The sequence below is a fragment of the Arthrobacter sp. 2MCAF14 genome (assembly GCF_052115645.1).
Taxonomy (GTDB): Bacteria; Actinomycetota; Actinomycetes; order Actinomycetales; family Micrococcaceae; genus Arthrobacter.
Genome location: NZ_JBFRHB010000001.1, coordinates 22,687 through 35,895, shown reverse-complemented (window position 1 = coordinate 35,895; position 13,209 = coordinate 22,687). Strand labels below are relative to the sequence as shown.

15 protein-coding genes and 1 riboswitch are annotated in these 13,209 nt (G+C 65.1%); of the genes, 5 read left to right on the top strand and 10 right to left on the bottom strand.

All coding sequences use genetic code 11. The features are described from left to right. Window positions 1-21: 21 nt before the first annotated feature. The 3 genes from hemQ to hemE all read right to left on the bottom strand — a co-directional run bounded on the left by hemQ (window position 22) and on the right by hemE (window position 3,413). Window positions 22-723 (bottom strand): hydrogen peroxide-dependent heme synthase, encoded by a 702-nt coding sequence (hemQ, locus tag AB4074_RS00190; protein WP_441411603.1) that lies wholly within the window; start codon window positions 721-723, stop codon window positions 22-24. A 72-nt stretch (window positions 724-795) separates the two neighbouring features. Next, a complete protein-coding gene (gene hemG, locus AB4074_RS00185; RefSeq protein WP_441411602.1) occupies window positions 796-2,280 on the bottom strand; it encodes a protoporphyrinogen oxidase in 1,485 nt (494 codons plus the stop codon). Between the two features lie 5 nt (window positions 2,281-2,285). Then, window positions 2,286-3,413 carry a uroporphyrinogen decarboxylase gene (gene hemE, locus AB4074_RS00180; protein ID WP_441411601.1) on the bottom strand — a complete coding sequence of 376 codons (1,128 nt, stop codon included), beginning with the start codon at window positions 3,411-3,413 and terminating at the stop codon, window positions 2,286-2,288. 148 nt (window positions 3,414-3,561) lie between these two features. Here hemE and AB4074_RS00175 point away from each other — a divergent pair, with 148 nt between their 5' ends. Beyond that, window positions 3,562-4,890: a glutamyl-tRNA reductase gene (locus tag AB4074_RS00175; RefSeq protein WP_441411600.1), complete on the top strand. Its 1,329-nt coding sequence runs from the start codon at window positions 3,562-3,564 to the stop codon at window positions 4,888-4,890. Window positions 4,891-5,062: 172 nt separating this feature from the next. On the opposite strand, the gene AB4074_RS00170 is transcribed toward AB4074_RS00175, so the two are convergent. After that, on the bottom strand, window positions 5,063-6,055 hold the full coding sequence (locus AB4074_RS00170) for an SDR family NAD(P)-dependent oxidoreductase (RefSeq protein WP_441411599.1): 993 nt from the start codon (window positions 6,053-6,055) through the stop codon (window positions 5,063-5,065). A 68-nt stretch (window positions 6,056-6,123) separates the two neighbouring features. Further along, window positions 6,124-7,323: a molybdopterin-synthase adenylyltransferase MoeB gene (gene moeB / locus AB4074_RS00165; protein ID WP_441411598.1), complete on the bottom strand. Its 1,200-nt coding sequence runs from the start codon at window positions 7,321-7,323 to the stop codon at window positions 6,124-6,126. Window positions 7,324-7,408: 85 nt separating this feature from the next. On the opposite strand from moeB, the gene AB4074_RS00160 reads away from it, so the two are divergent. The 3 genes from AB4074_RS00160 to AB4074_RS00150 are packed head-to-tail and all read left to right on the top strand — an operon-like array spanning window position 7,409 to window position 8,679. Next, window positions 7,409-8,065 carry a TetR/AcrR family transcriptional regulator gene (locus AB4074_RS00160; RefSeq protein ID WP_415983880.1) on the top strand — a complete coding sequence of 219 codons (657 nt, stop codon included), beginning with the start codon at window positions 7,409-7,411 and terminating at the stop codon, window positions 8,063-8,065. 50 nt (window positions 8,066-8,115) lie between these two features. Beyond that, on the top strand, window positions 8,116-8,340 hold the full coding sequence (locus tag AB4074_RS00155; RefSeq protein ID WP_059387503.1) for a DUF3107 domain-containing protein: 225 nt from the start codon (window positions 8,116-8,118) through the stop codon (window positions 8,338-8,340). A gap of 36 nt (window positions 8,341-8,376) precedes the next feature. Further along, window positions 8,377-8,679 carry a hypothetical protein gene (locus AB4074_RS00150; protein WP_441411597.1) on the top strand — a complete coding sequence of 101 codons (303 nt, stop codon included), beginning with the start codon at window positions 8,377-8,379 and terminating at the stop codon, window positions 8,677-8,679. A gap of 132 nt (window positions 8,680-8,811) precedes the next feature. On the opposite strand, the gene AB4074_RS00145 is transcribed toward AB4074_RS00150, so the two are convergent. The 4 genes from AB4074_RS00145 to thiO all read right to left on the bottom strand — a co-directional run bounded on the left by AB4074_RS00145 (window position 8,812) and on the right by thiO (window position 11,564). Continuing rightward, window positions 8,812-9,150 carry a 4a-hydroxytetrahydrobiopterin dehydratase gene (locus AB4074_RS00145; protein ID WP_441411596.1) on the bottom strand — a complete coding sequence of 113 codons (339 nt, stop codon included), beginning with the start codon at window positions 9,148-9,150 and terminating at the stop codon, window positions 8,812-8,814. Between the two features lie 60 nt (window positions 9,151-9,210). Beyond that, window positions 9,211-10,017 carry a thiazole synthase gene (locus AB4074_RS00140; protein WP_284980662.1) on the bottom strand — a complete coding sequence of 269 codons (807 nt, stop codon included), beginning with the start codon at window positions 10,015-10,017 and terminating at the stop codon, window positions 9,211-9,213. Window positions 10,018-10,020: 3 nt separating this feature from the next. Beyond that, a complete protein-coding gene (gene thiS / locus AB4074_RS00135; protein WP_441411595.1) occupies window positions 10,021-10,257 on the bottom strand; it encodes a sulfur carrier protein ThiS in 237 nt (78 codons plus the stop codon). Then, window positions 10,254-11,564, bottom strand: coding sequence for a glycine oxidase ThiO (gene thiO / locus AB4074_RS00130; protein WP_441411594.1), 1,311 nt, complete (start codon window positions 11,562-11,564; stop codon window positions 10,254-10,256). Before thiO ends, thiS begins: the two co-directional genes overlap by 4 nt. Then, window positions 11,556-11,675, bottom strand: a riboswitch (TPP riboswitch). (Overlaps the previous gene by 9 nt.) Window positions 11,676-11,701: 26 nt before the next feature. On the opposite strand from thiO, the gene thiE reads away from it, so the two are divergent. Next, complete coding sequence (gene thiE / locus AB4074_RS00125; RefSeq protein WP_441411593.1) at window positions 11,702-12,388, top strand: thiamine phosphate synthase; 687 nt, start codon at window positions 11,702-11,704, stop codon at window positions 12,386-12,388. 121 nt (window positions 12,389-12,509) lie between these two features. Here thiE and AB4074_RS00120 read toward each other — a convergent pair whose 3' ends face one another. Beyond that, window positions 12,510-13,028: a DUF805 domain-containing protein gene (locus AB4074_RS00120; RefSeq protein ID WP_441411592.1), complete on the bottom strand. Its 519-nt coding sequence runs from the start codon at window positions 13,026-13,028 to the stop codon at window positions 12,510-12,512. Window positions 13,029-13,209 lie beyond the last annotated feature (181 nt).

Genomic DNA, 13,209 nt, shown 5'->3' with positions numbered 1-13,209 from the left:
GACCGGCGGAGTGGCGGCCGCTCACGCGAGGACCTCGGCGATCTCCGCGGCGGTGATGCGGCGACCGGTGTAGAACGGGATTTCCTCGCGGACGTGGTTGCGGGCGTCCGTGGCCCGCAGGTGGCGCATGAGGTCGACCAGGTCAACGAGTTCGGGTGCTTCCAGGCCAAGGATCCACTCCCAGTCGCCCAAGGCGAACGAGGACACTGTGTTGGAGATGACCTGGGGGAAGTCGCGGCCCAGCATGCCGTGGTCGCGCAGCATCTTTCCACGCTCTTCGGCCGGCAGGATGTACCACTCGTAGGAGCGCACGAACGGGTAGACGCAGAGCCAGGTGCTGGGCTCGACGCCGCGGGCGTAGGCCGGAACGTGGTTCTTGGCGAATTCGGCTTCGCGGTGGACGCCCATGGCGGACCAGACGATCTCCGTGCCGGCGAACAGCGCGCTGCGGCGGATGTCACGGACGGCCTGTTGCAGGGCCTCGGGCTTGGCTCCGTGGAGCCACACCATGATGTCGGCGTCGGAACGCATGGCGGAGACGTCGTAGCTTCCGCGGAGCACAACGCCGTCCCCGGCCAGCTTGGCAGCCAGCTGCTCGAAATCCTGGACAGCATCGGCGCTGCGCAGGACATCGTCCGACCGCTTGAACACGGTCCACAGCGTAAAGAACTGCTCTTCGGACTCGGCAGTTTTAGTGACAGATTCGGCAGAAGTGTGGCTCATGGTACAAGTCTGCCCCGTGGATGCCGCTAAGTCGAAATGCAGCACTTCTACAAGACGTAGAAGTGCTGCATTTCACAATATTGCGTCTATTTGCGCTTGGGCGTCGGCAACCACAGCAGCCAGGCCGTTTCCCGCGAGCCAACCGCCTAAAACGGACAGACCCTCGGCTTCGGCACAGATGCGGCGCACCTCGGCAACGCGCTGTTTGTGACCGACGGCGGCGAACGGCAGAGCGCCCGCCCACCGGACGACGTCCCAATCGAGCACGTCTTCGCGGACAATCGGCACGGTCAGCAAGGTCGAGGCGTCGCGGAGCGCAGCCTCAAACAGGGCATCGTTATCCAGCGCGGCCGCCGATTCAGGGGCGTCCGCTCCCTCGCCCCGTCCATAGGACAGACGCAGCACGTGCGTGCCGGGGCCGGCTTCCTCCGCAAGCCAGTCCCATTTCGCCGTGGCATGCGTGAGCGCCTTCGCCTCGATGCCAGCGGTTTGCGGAGCGACAAGAATGCCGGTGCCGCGGGGGCGGCGGTCCAGTTCGGGCACGTCCACCACCAAGGTCACCAGGCTCACCAGCGGGCCCGCGGCGGGACGCAGCCCTGACAGCTCCGGAAGCGCCTCCTCCAGTAGCCCGACGGCGGCCGGACCGTCGAGCGCCACCACGAGCCGCCCGGCATCGTACGTTGTGTCCGCGGCCCAAACTTGCCAGCCGCTTTCAGTGCGCGTGATGGAATCCACTCGGGCACCGGAAATCAGGGTGACACCTTGAGAACGCAGCTCCGCGACGAGGGCGGTGATCAGGGTGTTCATCCCGCCTTTCAAGCCGCCGACGGCGGATCCGGCCTGCGCCGCCCCGGTTCCGTTTTGACTTGAACCGGCTGCGCGCTGGCTGGCCACCGCGGCGGCCAACGAACCGTGCTTGCGCAGTGCTGCGCGTAGTCCCGGGGCCACCATGTCGACGTCGAGCAGTCCGGGATCCGCGGAGTGCACTCCTCCGACGACGGGTGCCACAAGCCGTTCGAGCACCCGCTTGCCCATCCGTGCCCGGACCAACGAAGAGACGCTCGTGACCTCAGCTGTAGTGCCCACCGAGGCAGGCAGGTAGCGGTCGAGCGAGGCCCGCAAGGAGCCGGCGAAGCCCAAGGAACGCCGCACCTCGGGGTCCCAGGGGTTCGCCGGAATTCCGAGCACTCCGGTCTTGGGTAGTTCCTGCGGACCGTCGGGCAACTGAACCCAGGCTCCTCCAGGATGGGGCGCCACGATGTTGCCGCCAAGCCCGAGATCGCGGGCGAGATCGGCCACGGCAGTGGAGCGCGTGGCGAAGGACTCCGCTCCACTGTCCAGCTCAAGGCCGCCAACCTCGTGGCTTCCCACGCAACCGCCCCATGAGTCGCCCGCTTCGAGCACGGTGACAGCGATGCCCGCTTTGGCCAGTCCACGGGCGGCGAGCAAGCCGGAAATGCCGCCGCCCGCGACGACGGCCGTCAAGCCAGCTGCTGAATCGCCGGGAAGTGCGTGTTTGGGCTTGGTGTGTTCGGGCTGTGGGTGACCGCCGCGCATGCCGGCTACACTGCCGGGATCGAGTGGATGAGTTCCACTACCCGGGTCAGGACCGCGGGGTCCGTCTCCGGAGGCACGCCGTGGCCGAGGTTGAGGACGTGGCCCGGGGCTGCGGAACCGGCGGCGATTACCTCGCGGACATGGGCTTCCAGGACCTCCCACGGCGCCGAAAGCAGCGCGGGGTCAATGTTGCCCTGCAGGGGCACGGTTCCACCTAGGCGCCGGTTTGCCTCGTCAAGCGGCAGCCGGTAGTCCACCCCTACGACGTCCACGCCGACGTCGCGCATCGCGACGAGCAACTCGGACGTTCCCGTACCGAAGTGGACAAGCGGCGCGCCGAGGTGGCGGACGTGGTCGAGGGCGCGGCTCGAGGCCGGGGCAACGTACTTGGCGTAGTCGGCCAGGCCAAGGGAACCGGCCCAGGAGTCGAACAGTTGCCCTGCAGAGGCGCCCGCTTCCAGTTGCGCCCGCAGGAATATGCCGGAAGCGTCGGCTGCCCAGTTGGCCAGGGCGGTCCAGGTTTCCGGATCGGCGTGCATCATGGTGCGCGGACCGAGGTGGTCACGGGAAGGCTTGCCTTCCACCATGTACGCGGCGAGCGTGAACGGCGCACCGGCGAAACCGATCAGGGGTGTGGTGCCGAGCTCCGCCACCGTCAGGCGCACGGCCTCGCGGATCGGCTCGAGGGCTTCCCATGTCAGCTGCGGCAAGGCGGCCACGTCAGCGGCCGTGCGGACGGGCTTGTCCAGGACAGGACCGACGCCGGGAACGATGTCCACGCCGACGCCCGCCAGCTTGAGGGGAATGACGATATCCGAGAAGAAGATGGCTGCATCAACGTCGTGGCGGCGGACCGGCTGCAAAGTGATCTCGGAGGCGAGCCCGGGACGCAGGCAGGAGTCCAGCATCGCCACGCCTTCACGGACTTTGAGGTACTCCGGCAACGAGCGGCCGGCCTGGCGCATGAACCACACGGGACGGCGGGACGGCTTGCCTCCACGGTACGCCTGGATCAGCGGGGAGTCTGCGGTGCGGCCATCCATGAGCGGGTGGCTTGCATCAAGGCTCGAGGCGGCGGTGCCGGAAACGCCGTTGGCCGACACAGAATGAGGCAGTGCGGAACTGGAAGTCATGCCTTCGATTGTGCCGAAGATCGGGATCAAAAGATAACGACAGCCTGTCCCGCACATTGCGCGGTGACGGGCGTCACTCCGGACAGTGCGGAGAACCACTCGCGAGCGTTGTTCTACGTGGCGCCGAAAAAGCTATGATTGCTTTGCTGTGGTTCTTTTCTCATTGGTGGCTACACACGCCGACATCGATCTTGAAACCGTCGCTCAGTTGAGCAACGGTTCATCCGAGGTTGCCTCGTCCGCTTTGGCCGATTCCCAACTTGTCTCCGGCGCCGTGGTCCTGGCCACCTGCAACCGCTACGAAATCTACGGCGAAACGCCGCATGTCGAGAACCTTGAAGCTGCCCGCTCGGCGCTCGTCACGCAGATCAGTGGCTTGAGCGGACTCAACGAGCAACTCGTCTCGCGCGCCTTCAGCACCCGCACCGGCCCTGAGGTCAGCAAGCACCTCTTCGCCGTCAGCGCCGGACTGGACTCCGCCGTCGTCGGCGAACGCGAAATCGCCGGCCAAGTGCGCCGTGCCCTCATCACTGCCCAGCACGAAGGAACCGCGAGTTCCGGGCTGGTCCGCTTGTTCCAGGCTGCCTCCAAGACGGCCAAGGACGTCGGTGCCCAGACCGCGCTCGGTTCGCGGGGCCTGTCCATAGTTTCAGTTGCCCTGGACCTCGCCACGGACCTCTCGGAGAACGCCGACTGGAGCACCAAGAAGGTAGTTGTCTTCGGGACCGGGGCCTACGCCGGGGCCACTATGTCGCTGCTTCGCGACCGCGGCTGCACCGACGTCTCCGTTTACTCGTCTTCCGGCCGGGCCGAGGCTTTCGTGGCGACCCGCGGCGGAACCGCGCTCGACGCCGAAACCCTTCCTGCCGCCGTCGCTGCCGCCGATGTCATGATCGGTTGCAGCGGATCGGACACCCGCGTTGAGGCCGAAGAGCTCGCCAAGGTCCGTGCCCTGTCCACCCAGACGCTTATTGCGATCGACCTCGCGCTCACCCACGACTTCGACCCCGCGGTGGGCGAGCTCGACGGCGTCGAGCTCCTGACGCTCGAATCCGTGCGGCTCGCGGCGCCCCAGGAACAAGCGGAGTCGCTGGCGCAAGCGAGCACCATTGTTTCCGGTGCGGCAGACGCCTTCGAGCAGGAGCGCGAAGCGCGGTCAGTCGACTCGGCCATTGTGGCACTGCGCCGCCACACCATGAACGTGCTCGACGCCGAGATGGAAAAAGTCCGGGCCCGGCACGGCTGCACCGCTGCGGCTGAAGAAGTCGAGTTCGCGCTCCGCCGCATGGTCAAGCAATTGCTCCACATCCCCACGGTCCGCGCGCGCGAACTTGCCGCCAACGGCCAGCAAGACGATTATGTGGCAGCCCTCGAGGCCTTATATGGCATCCAGGTGGAGCAGCCGGTTGCCGCGGCTCCAGCAGCTGAATGCCCTGTGGACCACCAACAGGCATCCCAGCAGGCTGAAAGCGCCTAGCCCACGCGACCGTGACTGCTAGGTCCATCCTGCAACTCCCCTCAGAGCATGCCCGCCCCTGATCACCAAGACTGGACACAACAGGATCATGTCCAGCGGCAATGACCAAGAATGAGCATGTCCCTTTGTGATTGTTCTCGAAATCTGGTGGCGGTTCGCGAATCGCGGGGTCCTATGCGAAGGCGTTGACGCCCGTCATTTCTGCAGACACAGCCCACAGCCTTGTTGCGGCTTCGGGGTCCACTGCGTGCGCATCCACTCCCTGGTATCGCGCGAGCGGCGAGGCCGGGTCCGTGGGCTTGGCGATGTCGCAGTCTTCGCAATACACCCCGCCCATGCCCGCCAGAGCCGAGGACGTGGCTGCCCACGTGGACGTGGCAGCCCCCTGCTCCGGAGTCTTGAAACCCTCCCGGACGTTGCCTGCGTCGTCCATCCAACCCGCCGCGACCATCTCTTCACGCGGAAGGTAGCGCTGGAGCTCGGTCATGATGCCGCCGGGATGGACCGCGAAGGCCCGCACCCCGGCGGATTTACCCAGGCGGTCCAGCTCCACGGCGAATAGCGCATTTGCGGTCTTTGCCTGGCCGTAGGCCTTCCATTTGTCGTAACCGGTCTCGAAATTGATGTCCTCAAAACGGATCGGCGAGAGTTTGTGTCCCGTAGAGGACAAGGAGACCACACGGGCCGAACCGGCAGCCGCCAGCGCGGGCCACAAAGTGTTGAGAAGTGTGAAGTGGCCCAAGTGGTTGGTGGCGAACTGGGATTCCCAGCCCGGGCCCACGCGTTGTTCCGGGCTCGCCATGATGGCGGCGTTGTTGATCAGGATGTCCAGGGTTGGGTTCGACGCCAGGAAGCGTGCCGCGAAATCCTCCACAGCCTGCTGGTCGGCCAGATCCAAGGCTTCCACGGTCACTTGCTCCGGGGCCAGGCCGGCCGCGGCGAGGACTTCCCTAGCGTGTTCCGGACGGCGGGCGGGAACCGTGACCGCGGCGCCAGCGAAGGACAAAGCCCGCACCGTTTCCAGGCCGAGCCCGGAATAGCCTCCCGTGACGATTGCCGTCTTGCCGCGGAGGTCCACTCCCGCCACAACCTCCGATGCCTTGGAGCCGTGGCCGAATCCCGATCCGATGGGGTGTTGCGGTGTGGTCATGGATTCCTCGCTCATATCGGGACCTTTCGGGTTCAACAGCACAGTGGGTTCAACAGCACAGTGGGTTCAACGGCACAGTGGGTTCAGTAAACCGGTTTGCCCGGCTCGACGTCATGCACCCAGGCCAGGATCCCGCCGTCGAGGTGGCTCACGCGCGAGTAGCCAGCGCGCTGTGCGGCCGCGAGCACCGCAGCGGAACGGGTACCGCCCTTGCAGTGGAACACGATCTCTTTGTCTTGCGGCAGTTCCGTCCAGGCCTCCCCCGCGAGGATACGTCCCTGCGGGATGAGCACCGATCCGTCGATGCTCACAATCTCGTGTTCACCGATCTCGCGGACATCCACCAGTTCAAAGTCGCGTTGCCCCGCCGCGCGGGCCTCGAGCATCCCGGAAAGTTCGGTGGCCGTGACGGTCGGAACCGAGTCGCCTGCGGGGGCCGGGGTGATGCCGCAGAAGGCTTCGTAGTCGGTCAATTCAGTGATCGGTTCGGCCTGCGGGTCTTTCGAAACTTTGATTTCGCGCCAGCTGCCGCCGAGCGCGTCGAAGAGCGCCACACGTCCCAGCATGGAGCGCCCGACGCCGGTGATCAGCTTGACTGCCTCCGTCACCATGAGCGAGCCGACAGCAGCGCACAGCATGCCGAACACGCCGCCTTCGCCGCAGGACGGGACGGAGCCTGCAGGAGGGGCCTCCGGATAGAGATCGCGGTAGCTGGGTCCATGCTTCTCCCAGAACACGCTGACCTGGCCGTCGAAGCGGAAAATGGATCCCCAGACGTACGGTTTGCCGAGGATCGCGGCAGCATCGTTGACCAGGTATCGGGTGGCGAAATTGTCTGCGCCATCCAGGATGAGGTCGTAGCCGGAGAAAATCTCCAAAGCGTTGGAGGAGTCCAGGCGCACGTTGTGCAGCTGCACGTTGACCAGCGGATTGAGTTCCTTGATGGCGTCACGTGCCGATTCGATCTTCGGTCGTCCCACATCGCCCACGCCGTGGATGATCTGGCGTTGCAGGTTGCTGAGGTCGACGTCGTCGTCGTCCACAATTCCGAGCGTCCCCACGCCGGCGGCGGCCAGGTACAGCAACGCCGGAGAGCCCAGTCCGCCCGCACCGATCACGAGGACTTTTGCGTTCTTGAGCCGGCGCTGACCGGCCGCTCCGATTTCGGGAATAATGAGGTGGCGCGAGTACCGTTCGACCTCTTCGGTGGTCAGCTCCGCGGCCGGTTCCACAAGTGGCGGCAGCGAAGACGGCAACGTTTGGGCAGCAAAAATAGTGGCCATACTCCAAAGTATGCCTGCCGCTGCCGCCCGGTCATATTACTGCGCAGTATTGTGGTCATAACTGCAAAGGAAAGGCGGCAGACAAGTGGCTGAGAGTGCACGTATCAAACAGGAGGCACAGGTCAGGCAAGATCGGACCGGTTCCCCACGCTCGGCGAGGCTGCCACGAGATGAGCGCCGGGCCCAGCTCTTGAACGCCGCCTTGGAAGTCTTCGTTGCCAACGGCTTCCATGGTGCGGCGATGGACGAAATCGCCGAGACCGCCCATGTCAGCAAGCCGGTGCTGTACCAGCACTTCCCGTCCAAGCGGGAGCTTTACATGGCCCTCCTCGACAGCCACCTGGCCATGCTCACGGACCAGATGCTCACGGCGCTGAATTCGACGTCGGACAACAAGGAACGCGTCCAGGCCGTCATGCGCGCCTACTACCGTTTCATCGCGGGCGATGACCAAGCCCACCGGCTCGTCTTCGAATCCGATCTCATCAATGACCCGGATGTCAGCTCGCGACTGGAGACTTTCAACCGCACCTTCGCCGACGCCGTCGCCAAGGTCATCGCCGAAGACACCAAGCTGCCCCCGCTGGAGGCCCAGCTGCTCGGCCGGGGCCTGGCCGGAATGGCGCAGGTCAGCGCCCGGTATTGGCTCGAAACCGACGGCGATCTGGACCTCGATGTCGCCAGCGATCTGATCTACCGTTTAGCTTGGCGCGGAATCAGTCGCTTCCCGAAAGAGTCCTAGACTACAAATAGAGGACTGAGTAATTTCTTGATTGGCTGGGAGGCCCCGCTGTGGAAGTAAAGATCGGCATTCAGAACGTTGGCCGTGAGATCGCGCTTGAGTCCGCTCTCGATGCCGAGGCTGTTGCCAAGATCGTAAGCGAGGCCATTGCCAACGGCACGGACCTGCGCCTGACCGACGAAAAGGGCCGCCAGGTCATCGTTCCCGGCAATGTCCTCGGATACGTGGAGATCGGCGCCGAGGAAGTGCGCCGGGTCGGCTTCGGCGCCCTCTAAGCGATACGCAAGAACACCAGCGAGCCAGGAGTCCGCATGCTCTCACTTGTCATCGTGGCGCTAGCCACCATCGCCTCAGGCTTCATCGTCTGGGGAACTGACAAACACCATGGCACGTACGGAATCGCCCTGCCCGCTGGTGTTTCCGTCGCCGTCGCCATGCTGAGTTGGATGATCTTCATCCAACTTGGCTTTGGCTACCAGCCTGGCGTGACGTGGATCCCGTGGGTCCTGCCGATCATTCTGGGAACCGTGGCGGCCGCGGCGGCCTCCTACTTCCTGGGCCGCCATCGGACCCGGCACGACACCGCCCAGCTGACCGCGGCGCTGCGACTCTAGCTGGCGCTGCGCGAACGGGCCGGCGACACTCATATCCGGGCGTCGCCTAGCTGTTTGCGTGTCGCGGATAAACCTGGGTGTCGCATCCAGACTTCCGAGATCTCTTCCGGATCCGGGGCGTCGATTCCGACTTCAACTGTCCGGTAGGGCTTCCGGTTTGGCCACTGCCCCCACTTCCGCGGCTGCTTCGCTGGCGCTCGTGGCCGCCCGGATGTCGCGTTGGGTCACCTCGCTCCCGGCGTCATGGGAGGTGTAGCGGATGAACACCCGGTTGTACCGCCAGTCGAGGTCCGGATGATGGTTCTGCTGTTCGGCGATGCGCCCGACGGCGGCAATCAGCTCCAGTGCGGCAGCCGACGTCGGGCATTTGTAGACGGTGGCGAGTCCGCCCAGGCGGTACCGCCAGTCCGGCAGCTCCGCCAGGGCGTCGTCGATCGCGGACTTGGTGAGGATGTCATCTTTGCCGGCCATCCGGGGCTCCTTCGCTGACGTCGAATTCGCAGGAATCCCCGGAGCGGCCAGCGTAGGCCACTAGAGGAACTCGGCCCGGCCTTCCATCGCCGAGGAGGCCAGGGCGTGTTCCCGGCGCGGGATGCGGCCGGCCTGCTTCGCCAGCCTACCGGCGATGACAGCGTGTTTGAAGGCTTCGCCCATCTGCACCGGGTTCTGCGCACGGGTCACCGCGGTTGCCAGCAGCACTGCGTCGCAACCGAGCTCCATGGCGAGTGCGGCGTCGGACGCGGTTCCGATGCCGGCGTCGAGTACTACCGGCACAGAAGCCCGGGACACAATCAGCTCGATGTTGTGGGGATTCAGGATGCCCAGGCCGGTGCCGATAGGCGCGCCCAAGGGCATCACCGCTGTGGCTCCAAGGTTTTCCAATCGAAGCGCCAGCACGGGGTCGTCGTTGGTGTAGGCGAAGACCTTGAAGCCGCGGTCCACCAGCTTCTCCGTTGCGTCCACGAGCTCCACTGCGTCAGGCAGCAGCGTCTGTTCGTCGGCGATGACCTCGAGCTTCACCCAATCCGTTTCCAGCGCCTCCCGGGCAAGCTCGGCTGTCATGACAGCGTCCTTGGCGGTAAAACAGCCGGCCGTGTTGGGCAGGACACGGATGCCATGGTCCACGAGCAACTGGAAGAGCGAACCTGTTTCGGTCGGCGAGTACCTCCGCATGGCAACGGTGGTGAGTTCGGTGCCGGAGGCCAGCAACGCCGCCCCCAGGCCGTCCAGGCTCGGGGCTCCGCCGGTGCCCATGATGAGGCGCGAGCCGAACTCGACACCATCGATCACCAGGGCGTCGGTTCGGGTGCTTGCTGCTTGAGTGCTTGCTGTGGTCATGGTTCAGCCTCCCTGTACTGCGGTAACGATTTCGAGTTCGTCGCCGTCTGCGAGCGCGGTGGCAGCCCACTGGCTGCGCGGGACCACTTCGGAATTGCGTGCGACGGCGACGCCGATCTTGCGTCCGTCAGCCGTCTGGCCGCTGGAGTCCACAACACGTCCGGTGACGTGGCTGACGAGGGTGGTGACAGACGCGTCGTCGCTCAGTGTGTGGTCTGCGCCGTTCAATTTGATGTTCATGCGTGGTCCTTCGGAAGGGGATATGAGGTACCGGCCGATGGGCCGTCTGTTGAGGCCCGTGTCGCTGAAAGCTGGTGGGAGAAGCGGTCCGGGCGGAATTTGTTCCACCGGGGATCCGCGGTGCCGTCCATGAGTCCGACGCAGATCTTCGCCGCTGCCGGAGTGAGGAGTACGCCGTGGCGGAAGAAGCCGCTGGCCACGATGAGGCCGGGCACGGTTCCTTCGCTTTCGCCGCCTTTCACACGGCCCAACAGCGGTGCATTGTCCGGAGTGCCCGGACGCGCACGGGCAGTTGCTTCCAGAAGTTCCAGTTCGGCCACAGCCGGGACAAGTACCTGGGCGTCGCGGAGCAATTGGTACACGCCACCGGCTGACACCGGGTTGGCCGATCCCCCGGACGCCGACAAGCCGTCTTCACGTTGCGTCGCGCCGATCACCACCGTCCCGTCGTCGCGGGGCACGATATAGACGGGCACTCCGCGCACCATTCCCCGGACCGTGGCGGTGACCAGGGGTTGCAGATGCTCCGGGACGCGCAACCGCAATATGTCGCCATACACCGGACGCAACGGGAGTGACAATCCATCCGGCAGGCCGTTCAAGCGGGCGGCATCCAGTCCGTTGGCTACCACTGTTTCCGTGGCGAGCACCTCGATTCCTGAGCCGAGCACGGCCCCCACGACGCGCCCGTCCTCCCACAGGAGGCCCGCTGCAGTGTCGTGGACCGCAAAACCGCCATCGGCCCCCGGAATCCAGCTGGAATCCCTGGGCTGGTGGTCTGCCAGCGCGCCCAGAATCGCGACCGAAAGCCGGCGCGGATCCACTTGGTGGTCGCCCGGGATGTCGAAGGCGCAGGAAATCTGCGGGCTCAGCAGCGGCTCACGCTCCCGCACCTCGCGCAACCGCACGGATTCCACCACCAGGCCGTTGGCCAGCTGGACATCCCGGAGATCGGCGAGCGCCCGGCGGTCCGCAGCGTCCGCGCCGACGGCGAGGGTCGGCGTCGTACGGTAACCCGTGCTGCGGCCGATGCTCGAGCCGGTCACATTGCGTTCGAAGTCCGGCCAGAATACCGACGATTCGAGCATTAGCTCCAGGAGGTCCTCTTCCTGGTAGTGCAATTCGCTGACCGGCGCCAGCATTCCCGCCGCCGCGAACGTAGCGCCGCTGGCCGGTGCGGGATCGATGAGGACAACCGAACGGCCGGATCTGCGGGCTTCCCACGCGATGCCGAGGCCAATGACACCGCCCCCGATCACCGCGACATCCGCGCGCAGGGGTTCGTGCTGGGTGTTTACTTCGTCCATGGAGTCCTTCCCTACGCCGGTACTAGCCGGATCAGGTCAAGCGGTCGGCGCTGAAGCCCTCTCAGCCGCGCGGCGATTGTGACTGCCGCCGCGGCTCCCGCGGTACCAGCCCAGTTTAGAGGAACTACTCTGTTTCCATGACCCAGCACGATGTCCACACCACCGCCCGCCTGTACCTCTGCACCGACGCCCGCAAGGAACAGGGTGATTTTGGGCAGTTTGTCGATGCCGCATTCGAGGGCGGCGTGGACATCATCCAGCTCCGCGACAAGACGATTGAAGCGGCAGAGGAACTGGAGCTCCTGGAGATCCTGCAATCAGTGGCCCATCGTCACGGCCGTCTCTGGGCAGTCAACGACCGCGCGGACGTAGCATCCCTCTCCGGCGCGCCGGTGTTCCACATCGGCCAAAAGGACATTCCGCTGCGCTCTGCCCGGAAGCTGCTCCACGACCCCACCATCATCGGTCTCTCCACACACACGCCGGAACAGATTGACGCAGCCATCGCCGCGTCGCCTGGCCGCAGCGGCCTGGACTACTTCTGCGTCGGGCCGGTGTGGGCCACCCCCACCAAGCCGGGACGCTCGGCCGTCGGGCTCGATCTGGTGAAGTACGCCGCCAACGCGGTGAAGCAGGCAGACGAAGAGACAGTCGGAGGCGTTGTGCTCCCCTGGTTTGCGATTGGCGGCATCGATCTCAGCAACGTGGAAGAGGTAGTTAGGGCCGGCGCCAGCCGCATCGTGGTGGTGCGGGCCATCACCGAAGCACAGGATCCGACGGCGGCAGCCCAGGCGCTTCTGGCTGCCCTTGACGCGACGACTTAAGGACATTTCCCGGGAGTAGAACGACGACGGCGGTCGTTGCCGGGGTTCTTACGGCACCCCGGCAACGACCACCGTCGCTCTTGGTCAGTTTTCAGCCCGTGGCTTTCAAAGCGTGCGGCGCTCAGGCGCCGTAAGTCGCCCCTTCCGGTTTCGACGCCGTGGCGTAGAAGACGAGCAAGATGATCGGACCTGCAATCGGAATAAGTCCGAGCAGAATGAACCAGCCGCTGCGCCCGGTGTCGTGGAGGCGACGAACCGTGAGCGCCAGGCCAGGCACAAGGTTCACGAGGCCCCAAATGAACCACACAATGCCAAAGATCATGGCAGCGGCGGGGAAACTCGCCGCTGCGGCCTGCTGGGCTTCAGCCGTGCTGGCCGCACTGACTGAGGCAGCGTAGCTGCCTACTTCGATGTAGTACGGTATCCCCAAAACGGCATTCACGATGGCAATGTACAGCGCCACCCACCAATATTCGCTTCGGTTTGAGCGGCCGGTGAAGGTGGCGTAACGACCGTAGAACTGCTTGATGGCATCAACGAAGCCGACTTGGGGCCGGGGACTGAATACCTGCGGCGCGGCGTAATAGGACGGCGGCGTCGGGCCCGCGTAAGGCTGGCCCGACGGGTTCTCGTAACTCATGGTGGAACTCCCTCTGATGTGAACGTGGTGTTGGCGAGGGAGCGTACTTTTCCCCCATCGGTAACATTAGGCCCACCAGCATCAGAGGAGAACAGTCTTCAGTCCCCTTTGATGAAACACGTTGTGCTGGTTCGCGGCTTGCCCGCTGTCGCCAGAATCCTCCCGCCAATGCCTAGCGAGA

Excerpts from the sequence above, each read along its gene's own strand:
- AB4074_RS00140 (WP_284980662.1), bottom strand. The coding sequence starts at position 10,017 with ATGACCACAGCAAGCACTCAAGCAGCAAGCACCCGAACCGACGCCCTG.
- moeB (WP_441411598.1), bottom strand. The coding sequence starts at position 7,323 with ATGGCCACTATTTTTGCTGCCCAAACGTTGCCGTCTTCGCTGCCGCCA.
- AB4074_RS00170 (WP_441411599.1), bottom strand. The coding sequence starts at position 6,055 with ATGAGCGAGGAATCCATGACCACACCGCAACACCCCATCGGATCGGGA.
- thiO (WP_441411594.1), bottom strand. The coding sequence starts at position 11,564 with ATGGACGAAGTAAACACCCAGCACGAACCCCTGCGCGCGGATGTCGCG.
- thiE (WP_441411593.1), top strand. The coding sequence starts at position 11,702 with ATGACCCAGCACGATGTCCACACCACCGCCCGCCTGTACCTCTGCACC.
- thiS (WP_441411595.1), bottom strand. The coding sequence starts at position 10,257 with ATGAACATCAAATTGAACGGCGCAGACCACACACTGAGCGACGACGCG.
- AB4074_RS00145 (WP_441411596.1), bottom strand. The coding sequence starts at position 9,150 with ATGGCCGGCAAAGATGACATCCTCACCAAGTCCGCGATCGACGACGCC.
- hemG (WP_441411602.1), bottom strand. The coding sequence starts at position 2,280 with ATGCGCGGCGGTCACCCACAGCCCGAACACACCAAGCCCAAACACGCA.
- AB4074_RS00150 (WP_441411597.1), top strand. The coding sequence starts at position 8,377 with ATGCTCTCACTTGTCATCGTGGCGCTAGCCACCATCGCCTCAGGCTTC.
- hemE (WP_441411601.1), bottom strand. The coding sequence starts at position 3,413 with ATGACTTCCAGTTCCGCACTGCCTCATTCTGTGTCGGCCAACGGCGTT.
- AB4074_RS00120 (WP_441411592.1), bottom strand. The coding sequence starts at position 13,028 with ATGAGTTACGAGAACCCGTCGGGCCAGCCTTACGCGGGCCCGACGCCG.
- hemQ (WP_441411603.1), bottom strand. The coding sequence starts at position 723 with ATGAGCCACACTTCTGCCGAATCTGTCACTAAAACTGCCGAGTCCGAA.